The following is a 21,724-nucleotide window of genomic DNA, read 5'->3' as shown; positions in this document are numbered from 1 at the left end:
ATTGTAAATTTCGATCTTCAATTCCCGATTTTCAATTCTAAATCTCTATCTTTGTAAAATAAACAATAGCTAAATAAAAAGTAAAATGAAACAGATTATTTTTATTTTTATGGCAATCCTGCTTGCTACAGGAATGGCTTCTGCTCAGAAAAAAGCAGTTATTTCTGCAGAACAAACTTCTCACGACTTTGCACAAATTAAAGAAGCCGATGGAAAAGTATCTACTACATTTGTAGTTAAAAATACAGGCGAAGCTCCGCTGGTAATCACTCGCGTAATTGCTTCCTGCGGATGTACAACCCCCGAATGGACAAAAGAACCGATCGCTCCCGGTCAGACCGGAGATATTAAAATAACATACGATCCGAAAGGACGTCCCGGACCGTTCTCCAAAACGATTTCAGTTTACAGCAACGGCAAAACCGGAAGTTACATCCTGACTATACGGGGAGAGGTAATTTAATTTACAACAAGCTAAACTAAAAACAAAGAATGCTGAATATGAAAAGACTGGGCTTTATTCTATGCTGCCTATTCCTGATAACAGCTAATATAGCGGCACAGAACGGAGCTCAGATAAGTGCAGACGAACTGACCTACAACTTCGGTACTATCGCCGAAGCGGATGGATTGGCCAGTCATACTTTTGTTATTAAAAATACGGGAGACGGTCCGCTGGTCATCACTCGTATCACAGCTTCTTGTGGCTGCACACAACCGGAATGGACAAAAGAACCCATCGCCCCGGGAAAGACCGGAAACGTAAAAGTGACCTATAATCCCAAAGGACGTCCTGGCCCGTTCTACAAAACGATCTCAATATTCAGCAATGGTAAAAAAGGCAGCTATACGCTGGCTATCAAAGGAAACGTAACACCGAAACCGCTTCAGCCTACATTTATTTACCCTTATTCCATCGGCGATCTGAAGATGCAGACCAAAACGGTTCTGTACAGTAGTATCCGTCCGGATGAAACATTAGGGGAAAAGATCAGTGTGAAGAACGAAGGAAAAACAACTCTTACGATCCATCAGGGTAAAGTACCAAACTTCCTGACCGTAGAAATTCGTCCTGCCCAACTGGCACCGGATGAAGTCGGCGAAATTACTTTATTGATGGATGCCAAGGCTACCAAAAGAAAAGGACGGGTTACAACTGAGATACCTTTAACGATTGAAAGCATAGGACAAAAAGAAATTTCAGGAAAAGTGCATGTAGCAGCCAATATAATTGATAACTTTGGAAAATTATCGGCTGCAGAAAAGGCACAGGCTCCTGTTGCACAGCTATCGGGTACTTTACTCGACTTCGGGAAATTACCGGAGAAAGGTGGTTTTATTCCTCTGATCGGAGGTAAAGTGACCGGAACTGTCGACATTACCAATACCGGAAAGTCACCGCTTCTTATCCACAGCATCAGCTGCGATAATGAATTGGTGGATATCTCCGGAGGCAAAAAAGAAATTAAACCGGGAACGACTGCTACCTATAAGATTTCGGTTCGTCCACGAGAAATCAAGACAAAACTGGAAGCGCTTATCAATGTGGTATGCAATGACCCGAACGGCCCTGTCCGCCTTATAAAAGTAACAGCTGAGAAATAATAAATTGTCAATTAAACATGGAACATCCCGAAAACGACGATCTTTACAGAGGATTAAAGGTAAACAAGGGAGTAGCCGACGTACCGACTGTAAACCCGTATCTCAAAAGACCTCAACGTAAAGCATATACCCCTTCCGAATTTGTAGAAGGGATACTGAAAGGAAATATAACTATCCTCAGCCAGGCTGTGACCTTGGTTGAAAGTGCTAAATATGAGCATCAGCAATTAGCTCAGGAAATCATCGAAAAATGTCTTCCTTTTGCCGGAAAATCGGTTCGTATCGGTATTACCGGAGTACCCGGTGCAGGAAAGAGTACCTCCATCGATGTTTTCGGCATGCATCTGATCAAAGAAGGACGTAAGTTGGCCGTACTGGCCATCGACCCGAGTAGCGAACGCTCCAAAGGTAGTATCCTGGGAGATAAGACCCGTATGGAAGCTTTGTCACGCGAAAAAGACGCGTTCATCCGCCCTTCGCCATCGGCAGGTTCACTGGGTGGTGTGGCACGTAAAACACGTGAAACGATAGTTTTGTGTGAAGCTGCCGGTTTTGATACCGTATTCGTAGAAACAGTAGGTGTCGGACAAAGCGAAACGGCCGTACATTCAATGGTCGACTTCTTCCTACTTATCCAACTGGCAGGAACAGGGGACGAACTGCAAGGTATCAAACGTGGTATCATGGAGATGGCAGACGGTATCATTATCAATAAAGCAGACGGCGATAATATCGACAAAGCGAATCTGGCGGCTGCACAGTTCAGAAATGCCCTGCATCTTTTCCCGCCCGCAGATTCCGGATGGTTCCCCAAAGTATTGACCTACTCAGGTTATTACAACATCGGAATCAAGGAAATCTGGGATATGGTAGGCGAATACATGGAGTTTACCAAGAAAAACGGCTACTTCAATTACAAACGGAATGAACAGGCCAAGTACTGGATGTATGAAAGTATCAACGATACATTACGTGAAACATTCTATCATAATCCCGCCGTTGAAGGCATGCTGATACCGACAGAGCAACAGGTGTTGAACAACGAGATCAGCTCGTTTGTCGCAGCTAAACGGATGATGGATTTATTCCTGGACAATTTATCGAAGAAATAAGGTATAGCCTAAAACGAATAAACCCCGCCAGATTGCTATCCGGCGGGGTTTATTTATTTCTGACAACTCATGTTTAGATGGAAGACACACGAAGTGTATTCAATAAATCACGGTTGATCGGTTTATCATTCTTAATAGCCTTGGAGAACGGCACGTATACGATCTGGTCATTCTGTATACCCATCATCACGTTACGCTGATCGTCCAGTAACGCATCGACAGCTCCGACTCCCATACGGGTTGCCAGGATACGGTCTTGTGCCGTAGGCGATCCACCACGCTGCAAGTGTCCCAAGATAGAGACACGAACATCGAACTGGGGATATTCATTCTTTACACGTTCGGCCACACCCATCGCACCGCCGGTTACTTCACTTTCGGCAACCAGTACGATACTACTGTTTTTTGATTTACGGAAACCATTTTCGATCATTTCCGCCAACTGGTCCTTCTCCATAGATATTTCCGGGATGATCGCAGCTTCTGCACCTGAAGCAATCGCACCGTTCAATGCAAGGAAACCTGCATCTCGTCCCATCACTTCGATAAAGAACAAACGATCGTGGGAGGTAGCTGTATCGCGAATCTTATCCACACATTCCATGATAGTATTCAGGGCTGTGTCGTATCCGATCGTAACATCCGTACCATACAGGTCGTTATCGATCGTACCCGGAACACCGACTATCGGATAATTGAATTCCTGTGCAAATATGCGGGCACCGGTCAATGTACCGTCCCCACCGATTGCGATCAATGCATCGATACCTTCTTCCACCAACTTATCGTATGCCTGCTTACGGCCTTCAGGAGTTTTGAACTCCATACAACGAGCTGTTTTCAATATTGTTCCACCACGCTGGATAATGTTACTTACATTCTGAGTCTTGAATTCTTCAATTTCACCTGTGATCAATCCTCTGTAGCCTCGAAAAATACCTTTAACCCTAATCCCGTTATAAATAGCGGAACGCGTCACTGCACGGATGGCAGCGTTCATTCCGGGAGCATCACCTCCGGACGTTAAAATGCCAATACATTTAATAGTAGACATAGCGTCTTTATTTTATATTATTCGCGGCAAAAATAATAATTATTTGCCAACATTCTTTCATTTTCTCTGAAACTTAATGAAATCTTAATCATTCTATCAACGCCCGGCATTCAGTTCCTGAATACGGACAGCCACCTCTTCCATCAACCATTTCGGAGTGGATGTGGCCCCACAAACGCCTACCCGGCGTACTCCGGCCGGAAGCGGTTCGGTAATCTCCTTCACTTCCGAAATGAAGATCGTGTTAGGATTTGCCTTACGACATTCCTCCAGCAACATCTTTCCGTTCGAACTTTTCTTCCCGGCAACAAAATAGACCCAATCATGGCCGGATGCAAAAGTTTTGATATTGGGAAGACGATTGGCTACCTGGCGACAGATGGTATCGTGATATTCAAAGCGGACATTTTCTGCTCTACGCTGTTCTATCTCTTTCACTACTTTACGAAAACCGTCGAGCGACTTGGTGGTCTGGGAGAACAGGCAGATATCTCGGTTAAAATCCAGACGATCCAGGTCTTCGATCTTTTCCACGACAATGGCGGTTCCTTCCGTCTGTCCGACAAGTCCGTTCACTTCGGCGTGTCCTTTCTTTCCGTATATGACCAGTTGCGTATTGTTGATACGGGTTTCCTGGTAACATTTATGTATTTTACGTTGTAATTGAAGAACTACCGGACAAGTGGCATCGACGATCGTTATATCGTTCTGCCGGGCAATTTCATAGGTTGAAGGGGGTTCTCCATGAGCACGAAGCAAGACTTTTTTACCTTTCAAAGTAGAGAACTCGCTATGATCAATCGTCCGCAAGCCATGTGCCTGCAATCGCTCGACCTCCAGGCTATTATGCACGATATCTCCTAAACAATATAATATATCGGTATTGTTGAGTTCACGTTCTGCACTTTCAATAGCTGTCACCACCCCAAAGCAGAAGCCAGAGCCTTTATCTATTTCTACTTCAATCATTGTAACTGTTACCTATTTAGAGATAGCTTTTTCATATTGAACAAGCAGCCATGCTTTTTGTTCAGCAATGGTCATACGCGAGTTATCCAATACTAACGCATCGTCTGCTTTACGCAGGGGACTTTCCTTACGGGTCGAATCGATATGATCGCGGGTTTTCACATTTTCAAGAACTTCCTCATAAGACGCAACCTCCCCTTTAGCTTTCAGTTCGTCCAGACGACGTTGCGCTCGGACCTCCGGACTGGCGGTTACATATATTTTCAGTTCTGCATCTGGGAAAACCACAGTTCCGATATCTCTCCCGTCCATTATGATCCCTTTTTCTTTACCCATCTCCTGCTGCATGGCAACCAGGGCACGACGGACAAATCCCAACGTGGCCACAGGACTGACCCAATTTGCCACTTCCATTCCGCGTATTTCTTTTTCAACTTTAACACCGTTCAGGTAAGTATCAGGCCGTCCGGTTTCCGGATTGAAACGAAGGGATATATGGATATCGTTCATTGCCGCCTCGAGCTTTTCCTCATCGATCCGGTCTCCTTTGAACAGATTATGCTGAATACAATATAATGTTACAGCCCGGTACATAGCTCCGGTATCTATATATGTATAACCGATCTCTTTGGCGAGATCTTTTGCCATAGTACTTTTTCCTGTTGAAGAAACACCATCGATGGCGATCACTATCTTTTTCATTCTTACTTTAATTATATTTTCAAGGTTTAAAATCGGCCAGTGTAGTAGAAACGCTGACCATCATCGACATGGCTGAAGGATGATATTTGGCGAAAGAAACACCTACGTCGAACATTTTGATCTTCACGCCGGCACCGGCCGAGAAACCGGATAACCCATTTCCTCCCCCTTGGAGCTTCATATCCATCTTTGTCTTCGGATTAAAACCGACACCAATCCAGAAATTCTCACTGGGTATATAATCTACTCCGAATACAAAATGCTTAAACAATGCCTGGGCGAAGTTATCACCTTTATAATCGGGATCTGTCTCATCCAGATAGTCGAATTTCCAACGATTCAGATGCATAGCTGTAACGGATAGGCGGAAAGGGGCATGATTCATCTTTTTTGAAATACCCATCTGAATATCCCAAGGCATTTTCTGACGGTCATCATTATAGGGTTTCAACTGTGCACCTATATTTTTGAACACAAACCCGAAAGAGAACTCTTTTTCCGAATTATAATAACTCAACCCGGCATCCACCGCAAGTCCCAACGAGGTATAAATATCATAATTGGAATAGAGGAACTTCATAGAAACACCTCCGCGCCAACGTTCCGATAAATCATACGAGAAAAAACCATTGACAGCAATATCGTTTGCCGTAAAATCGGCAGTCGGCTGATTATGTTCATCCATCCCAATAAACTTCCCGTTATGGAAATAATTGACTCCTACCCCCCAGGCTCCACGTTCACGGAACGCTTTTGTAAACAGGGCACTTCCAACATTTACGTCTGCTATATAATTCATATAGTTCAGGTTTATCATACCGTCCATTTCCCCCCCAAGCAAAGCCGGGTTATGAAAAATAAGGGAGGGATCTCTTTCTATCAGGGACACGGTATGACCTCCAAGAGCATTCGCCCTGGTCGATGAAGGGTAGTTCAAAAAAGTAAACACCTGCTCTCCGGTTTGTGCCGCGACAGATTGTATAAAGAACGAAAGGAACAATACAGCTAATATATTTCTCATATTTTTCAACAAATGCGTACAAAGATATAAATACGGTTGTAACATATTTCATAAACAGAAACGGAAAAAACAGGAAAAAGGTATATAAACACCGTTATTTTTCTTTCGGTTCAAAAAAAAACGAAAATATAGAAGTATTTTTCCCAGTTTACTATTGATATATAAAATAATTTGTATTTTTGCGTACTGGAAAACACATATTTAAACATTATAAGAGTATGGAAATTAAGAAATCACCGAAAGCGGACTTAGAAGGGGGCAAAACACTCGGTATCCTGATGGGTATGGTTGTTGGCTTAGCCGTTCTATTCGTTGGGTTTGAATGGGGAACCCGTGATATTCAGGTAGTCCAAACAGAAGGCGTCGCTGATATCATCGCTGAAGAGGAAATTGAAATTACAAGACCGGAGGATACGCCTCCTCCACCACCCCCACCACCAGCACCTGCTGCAGTAGAACAACTGAACATTGTGGATGACGACGTGGAACTGGATCAAGTGGATCTTATCTCATCTGAGGATGACCAGACTTCAGCACAGGTTGAAGCTTATGTGGCACCTGCAGTTGTGGAAGAAGAAGAAGAATCTGCTCAACAGATCTTCACAGTCGTAGAAACAATGCCGGAATTCCCGGGTGGACAGGGTGAATTGCTGAAATACCTTGCAAAATCAATCAAGTATCCGGTTATTGCACAGGAAAACGGTATTCAAGGTCGTGTAACTTGTTCGTTCGTTGTAAACCGTGACGGTTCTATTGTAGACGCAGAAGTTATCCGTGGTGTAGACCCATCTTTGGATAAAGAAGCCTTGCGTGTGATCAATAGCATGCCCAAATGGTCTCCTGGTAAGCAGAGAGGTAAACCTGTACGTGTAAAATATACAGTACCTGTAACTTTCAGATTACAATAATAATTTCTAAACATATTAAAAAGGCTGCTGTAAACTTGCAGCCTTTTTTTATTTTGTCTTATCTATAATTCAATATCGATATGTTATCTTTCAACGAGATCCTGCAAAAAATAGAAAACGAAATATCTCAACTCAGTTTCGAATATCCCCCTAAAAGTTTATACGACCCGATCGAATACATACTGTCATTGGGAGGAAAAAGGATCCGTCCGGCTTTGGCATTAATGGCTTGTAATTTATACCGCGAAAATGTAGACAACGCAATCAACCCGGCATTGGGAATAGAAGTTTTCCACAACTTTACCCTATTGCATGACGACCTGATGGATAAGGCTGACAAAAGAAGAAACAAACCGACAGTTCATAAGGTATGGAATGACAACACAGCAATCCTTTCGGGAGATGCAATGTTGATAGCCGCTTATCAATTGATCGGAAAAACCGAACCGGAACATCTGAAAGAAGTGTTCGACCTGTTCACAGCCACTGCACTCGAGATATGCGGAGGTCAGCAATATGATATGGAGTTTGAATCACGGACAGATGTTACAGAAGCGGAATATATAGAAATGATCCGGTTAAAAACCGCTGTTCTACTTGCCTGTAGCTTAAAAGCTGGTGCTATCATGGGAGGTGCATCCAAAGAAGATGCCACGAATCTTTATGAGTTCGGAATAAACATCGGACTCGCATTCCAATTGCAGGATGATCTGCTGGATGTATATGGAGATACAGCAACATTCGGTAAAAATATCGGTGGAGACATTATCTGCAACAAGAAAACATTCCTACTGATACATGCTTTTGAACTCGCCAACATGGAACAAAAGCAAATCCTAAAAGACTGGATCGGAAAAGAGTCTTTCAACCCTGCTGAGAAAATCAAGGCAATCACCGCCATATACAATACATTAAATCTAAAAGATATCACGACGGCTAAAATGCAGGGATATTACGACAAAGCAATGGAACATCTCTCCGCATTAAATGTATTACCGGAAAAACTGACTATATTAAAAGAAGTAAGTAACCATTTAATGTATCGCCAGTCTTAATCACATGAATTTAATAGATACACATAACCATCTGTACCTGGAAGAATTCGACCTGGAACAAGATGCACTGGTTGATGCCGCCCTGAAATCAGGTATCGATACGTTGCTTCTCCCGAATGTCGATCTCACAACGGTAGAACGGATGCATGACCTATGCGACCGTTTTCCCGATTTTGCCTATCCGATGATGGGATTGCACCCGACAAGTGTGGACGAACACTATATTGACACGCTAAAAAAAACGGAATCTTATCTCGGCAAACGCCCTTATTGTGGTATTGGAGAGATCGGAATAGACTTATACTGGGATAAGACATACCTGAAAGAACAGAAAATCGTATTCGAAGAACAACTGAAATGGAGCATCGATCTCGATCTCCCGATTGCGATCCATACAAGAGAGGCTTACCCGGAAGTTCTTGAAAGTATCCATAAAGTAGGAGCCGACAAACTGAAGGGAGTTTTCCACAGTTTTACAGGTACCAATACAGACCTGGAAGAAATTAAGAAATTGAAAAAATTCAAATTGGGTATTAACGGGGTAATTACCTTTAAAAATTCAAAACTGTCGGAGACAATTTTATCTACCGACATTAACAGTATAGTACTCGAAACTGACGCTCCATACCTGGCGCCTGTACCATATCGGGGGAAACGAAATGAACCCGTATATATATGGAAAACGGCAGAAAAGGTAGCGGACACATATAGCCTTACATTGGATGAAACGGTAGAAATAACAAGAAAAAACGCACTGGATTTATTTAAAATTACTAATAAACATGCGTAGTTTGACTTTTTCAGCTGGAAGACCAAATTTATTCCGTCAGATATTGTGTATATGTCAAGCAAAAACTTTAGATTTGTGCACTGAAACGTTTGGATATGCGATTTTTTTCGTATTTTGCGCTCGTTTTAGAGGAGACAAAGGCTGAAAATTGGAGAGATGCTCGAGTGGTTGAAGAGGCACGCCTGGAAAGCGTGTATACGCCTAAAGTGTATCGCGGGTTCGAATCCCGCTCTCTCCGCTTAGGTACCATGAGGATATTATTAACAACAAAAATAAAAACAAATAAGAGAATTATTAATCTTAAAAATTAAACACACAATGAAAAAGTATTTTGCAAAAACATTCATGGGTTTATGTGCCCTTGGAATCTCTACCGTAGCATTCGCGCAGGACGCTGCAGCCGGAGCTGAACAAGTTGTTGAAGGTGGTATGTACCAGGCTTTAAAAGTTAAGTTCATCGAGGGTGGTGCAGACTTCATGAGTTTGGTTGCTATCGCTTTGATTTTCGGTTTGGCTTTCTGTCTTGAAAGAATTATTTATCTAAACTTAGCTGAAACTAATGCTAGCAAATTATTAAAAGGTATCGAAGATGCACTTGACAAAGGTGATGTAGAAGGTGCAAAAGCTATTGCTCGCGACACAAGAGGTCCTATCGCTTCTATCGCATATCAAGGTTTGATGAGAATTGACCAGGGTATCGACGTTGTTGAAAAATCAATCGTTTCTTACGGTGGTGTACAGGGTGGTCTTTTGGAAAAGAACATGTCTTGGATCACATTGTTTATCGCTATGGCTCCGTCATTAGGATTCTTGGGTACTGTAGTTGGTATGGTTATGGCGTTCGATAAAATCGAACAAGTTGGTGATATCAGCCCGACGGTTGTTGCTGGTGGTATGAAAGTGGCTTTGATCACAACAGTAGGTGGTCTTGTTGTTGCTTTGATCCTTCAGGTATTCTATAACTATTTATTGAGCAAACTGGAAGCTATCCTGAACCAGATGGAAGATGCTTCTATTACATTGCTTGATATGGTTATCAAATACAACCTTAAATTCAAAAAATAATTCAGAATTATGGCAGTTACTAAAATAAGAAAAATATCCAGCTGGACATTACTGCTCACATCTATTATCAGTATTGTTGTATTGGGTATGTTCTACGCAGGAGGCGTTGTAGACCCTTCTGTTGAAATGAAAGAGCCTATATATACTGGCTTATTGCTCAACTGGACAAGTGTATTGTTCTTCATTACGATTGTTAGTACAGTGATTTTTGCGATCTGGCAGTTTACATCATTACTGAAAACTAGCCCTAAATCAGCATTAGCATCATTGGTCGTTGTTGTTTGCTTCGCAGCCATGTTGTTCATTACTTATTCTATGGGAGACGCAACTCCTTTGAAAGGTCTGAATGCAGATTCTCAGGCATACAATATTCCTTTGTGGCTGAAAGTTACAGACATGTGGATTTATTCTACAGTTATTTTGATGGTCCTGATCATCATCGCTGTTGCAGCCGGTTCTGTAAAGAGAATGCTTAATAGATAATAGTAATAAGAAATACGATATAAAACAATTCAAGCGATATGGGAAGAAAAAAAAGAAAAGTGCCCGCAATGAATGCGACTTCTTCAGCCGATATTGCTTTCATGTTGCTTATCTTCTTCCTTATTACTACCTCAATGGATACAGATAAAGGTTTGGCAAGACGTTTACCGCCGCCTGTACCCAAAGACCAGAAGAAAAACGATGAAATGGATATTAAAAAGAGAAACATCCTGGTTGTACTGATCAACAGTAATAACCAAATTCTCTGCGACAACCAGTTCATCGATATTAAGCAATTGAAAGACAAGGTTAAAGAGTTCATTGAGAACCCTTACAATGACGAACATAAGCCTGAAAAGACTGAAGTCGATGTACCGTTCTACGGTAAAATGATGGTAACAAAAAATCACGTTATTTCATTGATGAATGACCGTGGTACCGAATATCAAGCTTATATTGATGTCCAGAATGAATTGGCAAAAGCTTATAACGAACTGAGAGACGATGTTTCCAGAAAGAAATTCGGTAAAGCGTTTGCTGATTTGGAAGATGAACAACAAAAGGCTGTGCAGATGATTTATCCGCAAAAGATATCAGAAGCAGAACCTAAAAATTATGGAGACAAAAAGTAATGGGAAAATTTAGTAAAGCGGGCGGAAGAGAAATGCCCGAATTAAATACCTCATCATTACCTGACTTGGTATTTGCCTTCTTGTTCTTCATCATGATGGTAACATCTATGCGTGAAGTTACTTTAAAGGTTGTATTCCAGGCTCCTCAGGCTACAGAGCTTCAGAAGTTGGAAAAGAAATCGTTGGTAACATTCATTTATGTTGGTAAGCCGACTCAGGAACTGAGAGCAAAAATGGGTTCTGAAACTCGTCTGCAGCTGAACGATCAGATCGCAGACGTTGATGAGATTCAAGATTACATCGCTCAGGAAAAGTCAAGTATGAAAGAGGAAGACCAGCCGTTTATGACTGTATCCATCAAGGCAGATAAAGAAACCAAGATGGGTGTTATTACAGACGTAAAACAGGCGCTTCGTGAAGCATACGCATTAAAGATTAGTTATTCTGCAAGACAAAAGGTGGATTAATTAATTCTAGAATAAAGAAAAAGGCAGGACTAAAAGTTCTGCCTTTTTTATTGGGATAAAAACCGAATCTATTTGACACCATATACATGACGGTGAATACAACCTTTTACCTCCTCAAAAGATTGTTGCAGGTCAATATTGCCATAAGACATCAAGCGCATTTCCAGAAACTCTTCTCCCTGACGATAAGGTGGCTGGTAATAGACATGATTATCCAGAACATATCCCAAACGTTCATAGAAGCCTATTCTGCGTTTACTCATCTCTTCGGAAGGTATTTCCACCTCCAATATCACAGGAACGTCACACAAGGCCATAAACAGTTTCATGGCCTCTGCGCCTATCCCACCGTTACGCGCCGACTCATCGATTGCAAAATGCTCCACATAAGCAAAAGACTCAAATTGCCAGGCAGTAATAAAACCCGCATAAACTCCGTTCCTGAACAATGTATATACAGTAAAACGGGGCTCTCCCTTTACCAGTTCTTTCACCAGTGAAAATACCCGTCGTTCGGCTTCCGGAAAGGAATCGTTATATGTCTTTTCTACTTTATCCAACAAAGGATCGGAAAAATCTTTTACCGGCCTGCATTCGATTACCGCACTTAAACTCATACTCTTATAATATTGATTGATTAATAAAAGAAAACTTACGAAATAAAATAATTGGACGAATTATAGCATCTAATCATTATAGTTTGACTATATTTGTATTTAAATGTAACATACAGAATAACAGAAATACAAATATACAGAAATTATGGCACACCATCAACTTGATGAATTGGATGAAAAAATATTAAAACTGATCATAGGGAATGCCCGAATGCCTTTTCTGGAAGTAGCCAGAGAATGTAATGTATCAGGAGCAGCCATACACCAGAGAATTCAGAAACTTACAAATCTGGGGGTCATCAAAGGTTCCGAGTTTATCGTCGATAATACTAAAGTCGGATATGAGACTTGCGCTTATATGGGATTATTCCTGAAATCACCGGGGCAATTCCCTACAGTTACAGAGGCATTAAAGAAGATTCCGGAAGTAGTGGAATGCCATTACACCACGGGACAATATGACCTGTTCATCAAAATATACGCAAAAAACAATCAGCATTTACTGAATATCATCCACAATAAACTTCAGCCGCTAGGATTAGCTCGTACAGAATCGCTGATCTCTTTCAAAGAAGCGTTCAAGAGACAAATTCCGATTGATCTGGATGACGAATAATAAATAAAAAAGGACTTTTCGATGAAAGTCCTTTTTTATTATTGAAAACTCCCCGCCCTAAAGCAGGGATATTTTATTAAAACTCTGCATTATTCGGAGTTCTCGGGAAAGGAATTACGTCGCGAATATTCGTCATACCCGTAACGAATAACAACAGACGTTCAAATCCCAGACCAAAGCCGGAATGAGGTGCTGTACCAAAACGACGGGTATCCATATACCACCAGATATCCTTTTCAGGCACACCCATTTCTGAAGCACGTCTTGCCAGTTTTTCATAATCCTCTTCACGTTGTGAACCACCGATAATCTCTCCGATCTTGGGGAACAATACGTCCATAGCACGTACCGTCTTTCCATCTTCATTCTGCTTCATATAGAAAGATTTGATTTCTTTCGGATAGTCAGTCAGAATAACAGGACATTTAAAGTGCTCTTCCACCAAATAACGTTCGTGTTCTGAAGCAAGGTCGGCTCCCCAATAGATCGGGAATTCGAACTTATGCCCTTTAGCCACTGCTTCTTCCAGGATCTTGACACCTTCCGTATAAGGCAGACGGATAAAGTTATGTTTCAGGACGAATTGCAGACGTTTTATCAGTTCCTTATCAAACATATTGTTCAGGAACTGGATATCGTCCATACAGTTATCCAAAGCCCATTGTATACAATATTTGATAAAGTCTTCAGCCAGCTGCATATTCTCTTCGATCTCGTTGAAGGCAACTTCCGGTTCGATCATCCAGAACTCGGCCAGGTGGCGTGGAGTATTGGAGTTTTCAGCACGGAATGTCGGTCCGAACGTATAGATAGAACCTAAAGACATGGCAGCCAATTCACCTTCCAACTGTCCTGACACTGTCAGACTTGCCTGTTTGCCGAAGAAATCGTCGTCATAAATGATAGAACCATTTTCATCTTTCTTCAGGTCATACAGATTCATTGTCGTTACCTGGAACATCTGTCCGGCTCCTTCACAATCTGAAGCAGTAATGATCGGAGTATGGAAATAGAAGAAACCTCTTTCATGAAAGAACTTGTGGATAGCGATCGCCATATTATGACGGATACGGAACACGGCACCAAACGTATTGGTACGCGGACGTAAATGAGCTATCTCACGCAGGAACTCCAACGAGTGTCCTTTCTTCTGCAACGGATAGGTAGCAGGATCGGCCGTACCGTAAATCTGAATTTCAGTAGCCTGGATCTCTACATTTTGTCCCTGTCCCTGAGATTTAACCAGTTCGCCGTTCACACTGATACAAGCACCGGTAGTAATGGGTTTCAGATACTCTTCACCCAGTTTTTCCACATCCACAACGATCTGAACATTATTTATTGTAGAACCGTCATTCAGCGCAATAAAGCTAACCTGTTTACTACCACGACGGGTACGTACCCATCCTTTCACGTTAACGGTTGTACCGTAAGCTTCACTCTTCAGTACATCTACAATTTTTGTTCTAGTAATTGTTTCCATGTTTATATGTTTATTCTTAGATAATCAAAACAAGATAGCCGGTATTGACTACCGGCTAATCTTCGTATTATTCAAAAGCGCCCATTCGGAGTGCGTTCACCTCACGTTCGTTCAGGTAACGCCATTTTCCACGTCCGAGCATCTTTTTGGTCAGTCCGGCAAAGTATACACGATCCAGCTTCGTTACATGGTATCCCAGTGATTCGAAAATACGACGTACGATACGGTTACGTCCCGAGTGGATTTCGATACCCACCTGGCTCTTGTCGTCTTCGCTGGCATAGCTGATTGCATCTGCATGGATTTCGCCGTCTTCCAGTTCCAATCCGTTAGCAATCTTTTCCATGTCTTCGATAGAAACGTTCTTATCCAACCAAACGTGATAGATCTTCTTTTTCTTGAATGACGGGTGAGTCAGCTTTGAAGCCAGGTCGCCATCATTAGTAAGAAGCAATACACCGGTTGTGTTACGGTCAAGACGACCTACCGGATAGATACGTTCCTGGCAAGCATTCTTCACCAGATCCATAACGGTAAGACGTTCCTGAGGATCGTCGGATGTAGTTACGCAGTTTTTCGGTTTGTTCAGTACGATATATACCTTGCTTTCGATCTGCACCGGTTTATCGTTGAATTCAACCTTATCCTGACGGGTAATTTTAGTACCCAGTTCAGTTACCACTACATCATTTACTTTCACAGCACCTGCTGTAATAAATTCGTCAGCTTCACGACGTGAACAAACACCTGCATTCGACAAGAATTTGTTCAGACGGATCGGTTCGTTAGGGTCAGCCAATACTTCTTTATACTTCAATTGTTTCTGGAAGTTGTACTTGGCATTCGGGTTGTAATCGTTTGTACGGCGTTGTTGCGGACGTCTGTTTCCGTATCCACCGCCATTGTTACCATATCCGCCACCGCGATTATTGTTACCGTATGAAGGTCTGCCGCCACCGCGATTATCGCGAGAGTCGTAAGAGTTGACACGAGTATCACCTACTCTGGGTCTTCTTTTCTTCATTCCGTCGCCGGTTGCATCTCCTTCCGGAGAAGCGGAATAGGCTCTGCCCGGTCTTTCGTCATAGTTAGGACGAGAAGGACGGTTGAAACCACCGCCACCACCATACGAACGATCGTTGTTTCCATAAGAACGATCATTGTTACCATAAGAGGGGCGATTGTTGCCATAAGAAGGACGGTTGTATCCGCCTTCACGGTTAGAATTGTAACCACCTTCACGATTTGAGTTATAACCTCCTTCACGGTTATTGCTGTAACCACCCCGATTATTGTCGCGGTTGTTGTAAGAAGGTCTGCTGTTATAACCACCACCTTCGCGATTGTCATACGTACGGGGACGGCTCGGGCGGTCTCCGTAAGATGAGCGGTTATCACCATAAGAATTATAACCACCGCGGTCATCCCGGCTAGGGCGGTTATATGGTCTCCGTTCATAGTTGTTTCCCTCAGGTCTGTTGTAACCTTGATTGTAAGGTTTTCTTTCACCTTCCTGATCTGTGTTTTCCCGTCTGATACTTGGTATCACCTTTCTAGGACGCGGTTGAGATTCTTCTCTTTCTTCTGTGCTCATTGTTGTAAATTAATAATAATTAATTAATTGGTAACCTCACGGCTACGTTGATTCTCACACTAAATACCTGTATAATTATGCGGCGTAATCGCCTTTAATTCTGCTTTTACTGCATCACTAACCTGCAGCGTTTCAATAAAGTCACTGATTGATTTTTCAGTGATTCCTTCATTTGTACGGGTTAAGGCTTTCAAGGCTTCGTAAGGTTTCGGATATCCTTCGCGACGTAATATCGTCTGGATACCTTCCGCAACTACCGCCCAGCAATGATCTAAATCCCGATACAAGGCGCTCTCATTTAATAACAGTTTACCCAGCCCTTTTGTTAAGCTTTTGAATGCGATCTCGATATGAGCCAAAGGCACACCTACGTTACGCAATACGGTAGAGTCTGTTAAATCCCGCTGCAAACGAGAAATAGGCAATTTGGTAGCCAAGTGTTCCAGTATTGCATTTGCCATACCCAGGTTACCTTCCGCATTTTCAAAATCAATGGGGTTCACCTTATGAGGCATTGCAGACGAACCGACTTCGCCAGCCTTGATCTTCTGTTTGAAATACTCCATAGAGATATACTGCCAGAAGTCACGGTTCAGGTCGATCAGTATCGTGTTCACACGTTTCAGACCGTCGAAAATAGCTGCCAGATTATCATAGTTCGAAATCTGTGTAGTCCATTCCTCACGGCTCAGTCCCAGCACTTCATTCACAAACTTATTACCGAAAGCTCTCCAGTCGTATGACGGATACGCCACATGGTGTGCATTAAAGTTTCCGGTTGCACCGCCGAACTTAGCAGATACGGGAATAGATTTCAACAAAGTCACCTGCTGTTCCAGACGATAAACAAACACCATAATCTCTTTTCCCAAACGAGTAGGAGAAGCGGGTTGTCCGTGTGTCTTGGCCAGCATGGAAACGTTGCTCCAATCTTCGGCATACTTCTTCAGCATGTCTATCACTTCCTGTATACCCGGATAATAAACTTCATTCAACGCATCTTTGATAGACAAAGGCACAGAGGTATTATTAATATCCTGCGACGTCAATCCGAAATGGATAAATTCTTTATAATCCTGTAAACCCAGCAGGTCAAATTTTTCTTTGATAAAATATTCTACAGCTTTTACGTCATGGTTGGTTACGCTCTCGATCTCCTTGATACGTGTTGCATCTTCTATAGAGAATTCCTGGTAAATTTTACGCAATGCTTCCTTATTTTCCACAGTAGCAAGGCTATTCAACTGTGGAAGGAACTCAGCAAGAGTAATAAAATACTCTATCTCTACCTGCACTCTATACTTGATAAGTGCATACTCTGAGAAGTAAGCCGCCAGGTTTTCGGCTTTATTTCTATATCGCCCATCAACGGGAGATATGGCAGTTAGTGTCGAAAATATCATATTCATTTAGTTTATACACCTATAACCCTGAGTGTTCGGGCGATATGCCAACGATATCGATTACTTCATGTACATTAATAATATAGAATGCAAAGTTACTATATTTCTTCAGACTAAAGGGCAGTAATGAACTTTTTTTCTATTTTTTTGCCGAAAGATTTGGAGGTAATAAAAAAAGCCGTATCTTTGCAGCGCTTTAGAGAGATAAGGCGTACAAAACTTACTGAAGTAATGAAAGGGCGTTTAGCTCAGCTGGTTCAGAGCATCTGCCTTACAAGCAGAGGGTCGGCGGTTCGAATCCGTCAACGCCCACCTTTCATATCCAATTGATTTCAACTTGGGCGTTTAGCTCAGCTGGTTCAGAGCATCTGCCTTACAAGCAGAGGGTCGGCGGTTCGAATCCGTCAACGCCCACTCAGATTTATACCAAATTGATTTCAATCGGGCGTTTAGCTCAGCTGGTTCAGAGCATCTGCCTTACAAGCAGAGGGTCGGCGGTTCGAATCCGTCAACGCCCACCAAAAGAAAAGTCCGTTAGTCGAATGATTAACGGACTTTTTTATTTATAGACTCTCACCGTCTTTTCTTCGTCAAAGGTATCGAGATAAACCGATCTATCGAGAACTTACCGGGCCCGGCGATATACATCAGTATAAACACCACCAAATAAATAAAAGCCAACTCTTTCACCGCAAACGCATCATTGCCGTGAATAACGAAGAATGCCATACACATGGTAAAGATCATCGGGATCATAGCCAATCGATACAATGCACCAAAAATAAAACCTATTGAACAAGCCAACTCACCAAAAATAGCAAGCCCTAACGAAACCTGGCTACCTACGCCCAGCGGATCGGGAAAAACGGCAGACATCTCGGTATAGTTAGTCCATTTCTGGATACCATGAGATAGCAACAATCCTCCGAAAAGGATACGCAATGCCAATAACAACAGTGAAATAGCTGTACCGTCCGGCTTAGACGGAAATAAAAATCTGTATATCGCCAACATATTATTTAGTTTTTACATAAGATTAATAACTTATATATAAAACAAAGATAGTAAAAAAATGTTCATTGCACCCATCCCTTGCAATCTAAGATATATCTATCCATAAGCCTGCTTATCGCTCTTCTTCACTTTTATTGATTTAACAGAAATAATATATTTCAGTATTTATCAGTTGAATGCAACCTCCCCCAACTCCTCAACAAAAGTTTTCTAAAATAAATCCTTCATTCCTTCATTTGGCCGACTATTTAGCTGATCGTCTTGTGTTTATAACTGAATGAATTCTGAATAAATGAAGGAAATATCTTTATTTTTAGATTATTCCTTCAGGCAGAGAGACATGCTTAAGCAGTAAGCAACAATGGCCTGCGTAATTACCTGTTAATATGAAAGTTATTAGATCGTTCTTGTTTTCCATCTGTCTAACGCTTGTAGCACAGTTGTCGAATAAGCGTTTGACAAATGGCAAACAAGCGTTCGATAAATAACAAATAAGATAAAAGAAAGAACAATGATACTAAGAAGTAAGCGGTTATGCATTAAAATAGAATATGCTAACTAACAACCAGTAGGTGAATACTTACTCTTTTTATGGCATCAGATGGTATCATTAATGAATGAAAAAATCAGAAATGTAAGATACTTCCTTCATTTATTCAGAATTCATTCAGCCACAAGCACAAGGCAATCAATCAAATAACTAATCAAATGAAGGAATGAAGGATTTATTTTGAAAAACTTTTGTTGCAATAATAGCTCTATTTAATGATAACTAAGATAAGCAGTCCCTACATTGATATTCCAAAAACATTCCGTATTTTTGTAGTGCTAAACAATACCATGGTGTATCCATGACGTNTACTAAGAAGTAAGCGGTTATGCATTAAAATAGAATATGCTAACTAACAACCAGTAGGTGAATACTTACTCTTTTTATGGCATCAGATGGTATCATTAATGAATGAAAAAATCAGAAATGTAAGATACTTCCTTCATTTATTCAGAATTCATTCAGCCACAAGCACAAGGCAATCAATCAAATAACTAATCAAATGAAGGAATGAAGGATTTATTTTGAAAAACTTTTGTTGCAATAATAGCTCTATTTAATGATAACTAAGATAAGCAGTCCCTACATTGATATTCCAAAAACATTCCGTATTTTTGTAGTGCTGAACAATACCATGGTGTATCCATGACGTAGAGCGGCGGTTAATTGCTCAATGTAATATGTCGGGCTTTTATGTCCGACATATACTATTTTCGTGTAATCACGAAAATGATACATAATGAAAAGGCGGTTGCCTTTCCTGACTTTCTTTTGCTCTACGGAGTGGACGATGGTATTGTTTAGCGACACGGGAAATGGCAGCCGTTCTTTTTTTTCTGCCTATAAGCTAAACAATACCATCGAATGAAATCAAATTCATTAACCGCATCAAGTCCGCAAAGCGGAATAACAATCCTCAAACAGAAAGGAGCTCCATTATGATTGTCGAAGGAATTAAACTAACACCATTATTAATTAAGAGCATCAAAACATGTCAAGAGAATCCGGACATATTGAATTATCAATTGGAAACTTTTGATAAAGTAATATATCTTCTCGCTATATATGGAGAAAATGGAGAGCCTAACGATGCAGCCAGTATCATAAAGATTATATCTGATCTTTGCTACTTCAAAACTATATTCCAGAGATTGGGTGGGCAAGATGAAAATTAGTAGACTCTAAAAAACAAAAAGCGACACCCCTATAAGAGGTGTCGCCAATGTCTACTATCGTAAACTGTGACCCGGGAGGGATTCAAACCCTCGACCTTCAGAACCGGAATCTGACGCTCTATTCACTAAGCTACCAGGCCAAAGACGGTGCAAAAGTAAATATAATATCGCAGGAAAGCAAATGTAGCGGCTAAGAGTTTTTACAATCTTTCTTTTTCTGTTATACAACACATGTTTTGATATTTTGCAATCATCATTGCCATATATCCTGCCATTTTGCAAATAAAAACGGCTTTCGCATTGCTATTTTACCATTAATCATTATCTTTGCCACGCATATTTTACAAACACAAAGCACAACAAGTATATGAGCTATTTAATTAAACCTGCAGGATATAAAGCTTTGCTTAACTTATCTCAGACAGAAATGGGGATTAAGAAAATCAAAGACTTTTTCCAGCAAAATTTATCTTCCGAACTACGGCTACGCCGTGTTACGGCACCTTTATTCGTTCTTAAAGGGATGGGTATCAACGATGACCTAAACGGGACGGAACGTGCCGTGACCTTTCCGATCAAGGACTTGAACGACTCAAAAGCCGAAATCGTACATTCACTGGCCAAGTGGAAACGTCTTACCCTGGCCGACTATAATATTGAAGAAGGCTACGGAATCTATACCGATATGAATGCTATCCGTTCGGATGAAGAACTGGGTAATCTCCATTCACTGTATGTAGACCAGTGGGACTGGGAACGGGTTATGAGCCCCAGTGAACGCAATATCGAATATCTAAAAGAGATCGTACGGCGTATTTATGCCGCTATGGTTCGCACCGAATATCTGGTTTACGAAATGTTCCCGAACATCCGACCGGCACTTCCGCAGCAGATTCATTTCATTCATTCCGAGGATTTATTGCAAAAATATCCTACCTTTACACCGAAAGAACGGGAAGACGCTATTTGCAAGGAATACGGAGCCGTATTTATTATCGGTATCGGATGTAAACTGAGCAACGGAGAGAAGCATGACGGACGTGCCCCGGACTACGACGACTGGTCGACTGTGGCTGAAAACGGCCAGACCGGACTGAATGGCGATTTGCTGGTTTGGGACGATGTATTGAACCGCTCGCTTGAATTATCGTCTATGGGTATCCGTGTGGATAAAGAAGCTTTGGAACGTCAACTTAAGATCTCTAATGCCGAAGAAAAGAGAGAACTATACTTCCACAAACGTCTACTGAGCGGCGAACTGCCCCAAAGCATCGGTGGTGGTATCGGACAAAGTCGTTTGTGTATGTTCTATCTGCGCAAAGCCCATATCGGAGAGATACAAGCAAGTATCTGGCCGGAAGAGATGCGTCAGGAAGCCCGTGCAGCAGGAATGCACTTAATTTAGTTGA

The 21,724-nt window shown here is 41.6% G+C and carries 21 protein-coding genes and 5 tRNA genes; 16 read left to right on the top strand and 10 right to left on the bottom strand.

Going from position 1 to position 21,724, the window contains the following annotated elements:
* Positions 1–85 precede the first annotated feature (85 nt).
* The 3 genes from BQ7394_RS03710 to meaB are packed head-to-tail and all read left to right on the top strand — an operon-like array spanning position 86 to position 2,717.
* The gene (locus BQ7394_RS03710; RefSeq protein WP_075556133.1) at positions 86–463 is read left to right on the top strand and encodes a DUF1573 domain-containing protein; all 378 of its coding nucleotides are present in this window, start codon (positions 86–88) and stop codon (positions 461–463) included.
* A 29-nt stretch (positions 464–492) separates the two neighbouring features.
* A complete protein-coding gene (locus BQ7394_RS03705) occupies positions 493–1,605 on the top strand; it encodes a DUF1573 domain-containing protein (RefSeq protein WP_075556132.1) in 1,113 nt (370 codons plus the stop codon).
* Between the two features lie 17 nt (positions 1,606–1,622).
* Positions 1,623–2,717, top strand: a complete 1,095-nt coding sequence (gene meaB / locus BQ7394_RS03700; protein ID WP_075556131.1) for a methylmalonyl Co-A mutase-associated GTPase MeaB — start codon at positions 1,623–1,625, stop codon at positions 2,715–2,717.
* A gap of 73 nt (positions 2,718–2,790) precedes the next feature.
* Here meaB and pfkA read toward each other — a convergent pair whose 3' ends face one another.
* The 4 genes from pfkA to porQ all read right to left on the bottom strand — a co-directional run bounded on the left by pfkA (position 2,791) and on the right by porQ (position 6,463).
* Positions 2,791–3,771 carry a 6-phosphofructokinase gene (gene pfkA / locus BQ7394_RS03695; RefSeq protein ID WP_075556130.1) on the bottom strand — a complete coding sequence of 327 codons (981 nt, stop codon included), beginning with the start codon at positions 3,769–3,771 and terminating at the stop codon, positions 2,791–2,793.
* Between the two features lie 96 nt (positions 3,772–3,867).
* Positions 3,868–4,740, bottom strand: a complete 873-nt coding sequence (locus tag BQ7394_RS03690; RefSeq protein ID WP_075556129.1) for a 4-hydroxy-3-methylbut-2-enyl diphosphate reductase — start codon at positions 4,738–4,740, stop codon at positions 3,868–3,870.
* Between the two features lie 12 nt (positions 4,741–4,752).
* On the bottom strand, positions 4,753–5,442 hold the full coding sequence (gene cmk, locus BQ7394_RS03685) for a (d)CMP kinase (protein ID WP_075556128.1): 690 nt from the start codon (positions 5,440–5,442) through the stop codon (positions 4,753–4,755).
* Positions 5,443–5,461: 19 nt separating this feature from the next.
* Positions 5,462–6,463, bottom strand: coding sequence for a type IX secretion system protein PorQ (gene porQ / locus BQ7394_RS03680; protein ID WP_075556127.1), 1,002 nt, complete (start codon positions 6,461–6,463; stop codon positions 5,462–5,464).
* Positions 6,464–6,681: 218 nt separating this feature from the next.
* Between porQ and BQ7394_RS03675 the strand changes: the two genes are divergently transcribed.
* The 8 genes from BQ7394_RS03675 to BQ7394_RS03640 all read left to right on the top strand — a co-directional run bounded on the left by BQ7394_RS03675 (position 6,682) and on the right by BQ7394_RS03640 (position 11,863).
* Positions 6,682–7,371 carry an energy transducer TonB gene (locus tag BQ7394_RS03675; protein ID WP_075556852.1) on the top strand — a complete coding sequence of 230 codons (690 nt, stop codon included), beginning with the start codon at positions 6,682–6,684 and terminating at the stop codon, positions 7,369–7,371.
* A gap of 80 nt (positions 7,372–7,451) precedes the next feature.
* The gene (locus BQ7394_RS03670; RefSeq protein WP_075556126.1) at positions 7,452–8,426 is read left to right on the top strand and encodes a polyprenyl synthetase family protein; all 975 of its coding nucleotides are present in this window, start codon (positions 7,452–7,454) and stop codon (positions 8,424–8,426) included.
* Between the two features lie 4 nt (positions 8,427–8,430).
* On the top strand, positions 8,431–9,216 hold the full coding sequence (locus BQ7394_RS03665; RefSeq protein WP_075556125.1) for a TatD family hydrolase: 786 nt from the start codon (positions 8,431–8,433) through the stop codon (positions 9,214–9,216).
* Between the two features lie 150 nt (positions 9,217–9,366).
* A tRNA-Ser gene (locus tag BQ7394_RS03660) sits at positions 9,367–9,454 on the top strand.
* 80 nt (positions 9,455–9,534) lie between these two features.
* On the top strand, positions 9,535–10,281 hold the full coding sequence (locus BQ7394_RS03655) for a MotA/TolQ/ExbB proton channel family protein (protein WP_075556124.1): 747 nt from the start codon (positions 9,535–9,537) through the stop codon (positions 10,279–10,281).
* Positions 10,282–10,290: 9 nt separating this feature from the next.
* Positions 10,291–10,764 carry a hypothetical protein gene (locus BQ7394_RS03650; protein ID WP_075556123.1) on the top strand — a complete coding sequence of 158 codons (474 nt, stop codon included), beginning with the start codon at positions 10,291–10,293 and terminating at the stop codon, positions 10,762–10,764.
* A 38-nt stretch (positions 10,765–10,802) separates the two neighbouring features.
* Positions 10,803–11,396 carry a biopolymer transporter ExbD gene (locus BQ7394_RS03645; protein WP_075556122.1) on the top strand — a complete coding sequence of 198 codons (594 nt, stop codon included), beginning with the start codon at positions 10,803–10,805 and terminating at the stop codon, positions 11,394–11,396.
* Entirely contained in the window at positions 11,396–11,863 is a 468-nt protein-coding gene (locus tag BQ7394_RS03640) for an ExbD/TolR family protein (RefSeq protein WP_075556121.1), read from the top strand. Before BQ7394_RS03645 ends, BQ7394_RS03640 begins: the two co-directional genes overlap by 1 nt.
* Positions 11,864–11,931: 68 nt before the next feature.
* Here BQ7394_RS03640 and BQ7394_RS03635 read toward each other — a convergent pair whose 3' ends face one another.
* Positions 11,932–12,480 (bottom strand): GNAT family N-acetyltransferase, encoded by a 549-nt coding sequence (locus tag BQ7394_RS03635; RefSeq protein WP_075556120.1) that lies wholly within the window; start codon positions 12,478–12,480, stop codon positions 11,932–11,934.
* Between the two features lie 145 nt (positions 12,481–12,625).
* On the opposite strand from BQ7394_RS03635, the gene BQ7394_RS03630 reads away from it, so the two are divergent.
* Positions 12,626–13,096: an Lrp/AsnC family transcriptional regulator gene (locus tag BQ7394_RS03630; protein WP_075556119.1), complete on the top strand. Its 471-nt coding sequence runs from the start codon at positions 12,626–12,628 to the stop codon at positions 13,094–13,096.
* A gap of 76 nt (positions 13,097–13,172) precedes the next feature.
* Here BQ7394_RS03630 and asnS read toward each other — a convergent pair whose 3' ends face one another.
* The 3 genes from asnS to purB form a co-directional block, all read right to left on the bottom strand.
* Complete coding sequence (gene asnS, locus BQ7394_RS03625) at positions 13,173–14,579, bottom strand: asparagine--tRNA ligase (RefSeq protein WP_075556118.1); 1,407 nt, start codon at positions 14,577–14,579, stop codon at positions 13,173–13,175.
* Positions 14,580–14,646: 67 nt separating this feature from the next.
* Positions 14,647–16,173, bottom strand: coding sequence for a pseudouridine synthase (locus BQ7394_RS03620; RefSeq protein ID WP_075556117.1), 1,527 nt, complete (start codon positions 16,171–16,173; stop codon positions 14,647–14,649).
* A gap of 59 nt (positions 16,174–16,232) precedes the next feature.
* Positions 16,233–17,576 carry an adenylosuccinate lyase gene (purB, locus tag BQ7394_RS03615; RefSeq protein WP_075556851.1) on the bottom strand — a complete coding sequence of 448 codons (1,344 nt, stop codon included), beginning with the start codon at positions 17,574–17,576 and terminating at the stop codon, positions 16,233–16,235.
* 237 nt (positions 17,577–17,813) lie between these two features.
* On the opposite strand from purB, the gene BQ7394_RS03610 reads away from it, so the two are divergent.
* The 3 genes from BQ7394_RS03610 to BQ7394_RS03600 all read left to right on the top strand — a co-directional run bounded on the left by BQ7394_RS03610 (position 17,814) and on the right by BQ7394_RS03600 (position 18,097).
* Positions 17,814–17,888 (top strand) — tRNA-Val (locus BQ7394_RS03610).
* A gap of 27 nt (positions 17,889–17,915) precedes the next feature.
* Positions 17,916–17,990: transfer RNA gene (locus BQ7394_RS03605), tRNA-Val, on the top strand.
* Positions 17,991–18,019: 29 nt separating this feature from the next.
* Positions 18,020–18,097: transfer RNA gene (locus BQ7394_RS03600), tRNA-Val, on the top strand.
* A 52-nt stretch (positions 18,098–18,149) separates the two neighbouring features.
* Here BQ7394_RS03600 and BQ7394_RS03595 read toward each other — a convergent pair.
* Positions 18,150–18,590, bottom strand: coding sequence for a DoxX family protein (locus BQ7394_RS03595; protein ID WP_075556116.1), 441 nt, complete (start codon positions 18,588–18,590; stop codon positions 18,150–18,152).
* Between the two features lie 1,792 nt (positions 18,591–20,382).
* Positions 20,383–20,455, bottom strand: a tRNA-Arg gene (locus BQ7394_RS03585).
* Positions 20,456–20,682: 227 nt separating this feature from the next.
* On the opposite strand from BQ7394_RS03585, the gene asnA reads away from it, so the two are divergent.
* Positions 20,683–21,720 carry an aspartate--ammonia ligase gene (asnA, locus tag BQ7394_RS03580; RefSeq protein WP_075556114.1) on the top strand — a complete coding sequence of 346 codons (1,038 nt, stop codon included), beginning with the start codon at positions 20,683–20,685 and terminating at the stop codon, positions 21,718–21,720.
* Positions 21,721–21,724 lie beyond the last annotated feature (4 nt).

The organism is Parabacteroides timonensis, assembly GCF_900128505.1.
Classification (GTDB): domain Bacteria; phylum Bacteroidota; class Bacteroidia; order Bacteroidales; family Tannerellaceae; genus Parabacteroides; species Parabacteroides timonensis.
The sequence above is the reverse complement of the archived record's forward strand: the minus strand, read 5'-3'. Positions and strand labels throughout refer to the sequence as shown.

What these genes read in the sequence shown, in the direction of transcription:
- BQ7394_RS03710 (WP_075556133.1), top strand. Translation starts at nt 86, where the DNA reads ATGAAACAGATTATTTTTATTTTTATGGCAATCCTGCTTGCTACAGGA.
- BQ7394_RS03705 (WP_075556132.1), top strand. Translation starts at nt 493, where the DNA reads ATGCTGAATATGAAAAGACTGGGCTTTATTCTATGCTGCCTATTCCTG.
- meaB (WP_075556131.1), top strand. Translation starts at nt 1,623, where the DNA reads ATGGAACATCCCGAAAACGACGATCTTTACAGAGGATTAAAGGTAAAC.
- pfkA (WP_075556130.1), bottom strand. Translation starts at nt 3,771, where the DNA reads ATGTCTACTATTAAATGTATTGGCATTTTAACGTCCGGAGGTGATGCT.
- BQ7394_RS03690 (WP_075556129.1), bottom strand. Translation starts at nt 4,740, where the DNA reads ATGATTGAAGTAGAAATAGATAAAGGCTCTGGCTTCTGCTTTGGGGTG.
- cmk (WP_075556128.1), bottom strand. Translation starts at nt 5,442, where the DNA reads ATGAAAAAGATAGTGATCGCCATCGATGGTGTTTCTTCAACAGGAAAA.
- porQ (WP_075556127.1), bottom strand. Translation starts at nt 6,463, where the DNA reads ATGAGAAATATATTAGCTGTATTGTTCCTTTCGTTCTTTATACAATCT.
- BQ7394_RS03675 (WP_075556852.1), top strand. Translation starts at nt 6,682, where the DNA reads ATGGAAATTAAGAAATCACCGAAAGCGGACTTAGAAGGGGGCAAAACA.
- BQ7394_RS03670 (WP_075556126.1), top strand. Translation starts at nt 7,452, where the DNA reads ATGTTATCTTTCAACGAGATCCTGCAAAAAATAGAAAACGAAATATCT.
- BQ7394_RS03665 (WP_075556125.1), top strand. Translation starts at nt 8,431, where the DNA reads ATGAATTTAATAGATACACATAACCATCTGTACCTGGAAGAATTCGAC.
- BQ7394_RS03655 (WP_075556124.1), top strand. Translation starts at nt 9,535, where the DNA reads ATGAAAAAGTATTTTGCAAAAACATTCATGGGTTTATGTGCCCTTGGA.
- BQ7394_RS03650 (WP_075556123.1), top strand. Translation starts at nt 10,291, where the DNA reads ATGGCAGTTACTAAAATAAGAAAAATATCCAGCTGGACATTACTGCTC.
- BQ7394_RS03645 (WP_075556122.1), top strand. Translation starts at nt 10,803, where the DNA reads ATGGGAAGAAAAAAAAGAAAAGTGCCCGCAATGAATGCGACTTCTTCA.
- BQ7394_RS03640 (WP_075556121.1), top strand. Translation starts at nt 11,396, where the DNA reads ATGGGAAAATTTAGTAAAGCGGGCGGAAGAGAAATGCCCGAATTAAAT.
- BQ7394_RS03635 (WP_075556120.1), bottom strand. Translation starts at nt 12,480, where the DNA reads ATGAGTTTAAGTGCGGTAATCGAATGCAGGCCGGTAAAAGATTTTTCC.
- BQ7394_RS03630 (WP_075556119.1), top strand. Translation starts at nt 12,626, where the DNA reads ATGGCACACCATCAACTTGATGAATTGGATGAAAAAATATTAAAACTG.
- asnS (WP_075556118.1), bottom strand. Translation starts at nt 14,579, where the DNA reads ATGGAAACAATTACTAGAACAAAAATTGTAGATGTACTGAAGAGTGAA.
- BQ7394_RS03620 (WP_075556117.1), bottom strand. Translation starts at nt 16,173, where the DNA reads ATGAGCACAGAAGAAAGAGAAGAATCTCAACCGCGTCCTAGAAAGGTG.
- purB (WP_075556851.1), bottom strand. Translation starts at nt 17,576, where the DNA reads ATGATATTTTCGACACTAACTGCCATATCTCCCGTTGATGGGCGATAT.
- BQ7394_RS03595 (WP_075556116.1), bottom strand. Translation starts at nt 18,590, where the DNA reads ATGTTGGCGATATACAGATTTTTATTTCCGTCTAAGCCGGACGGTACA.
- asnA (WP_075556114.1), top strand. Translation starts at nt 20,683, where the DNA reads ATGAGCTATTTAATTAAACCTGCAGGATATAAAGCTTTGCTTAACTTA.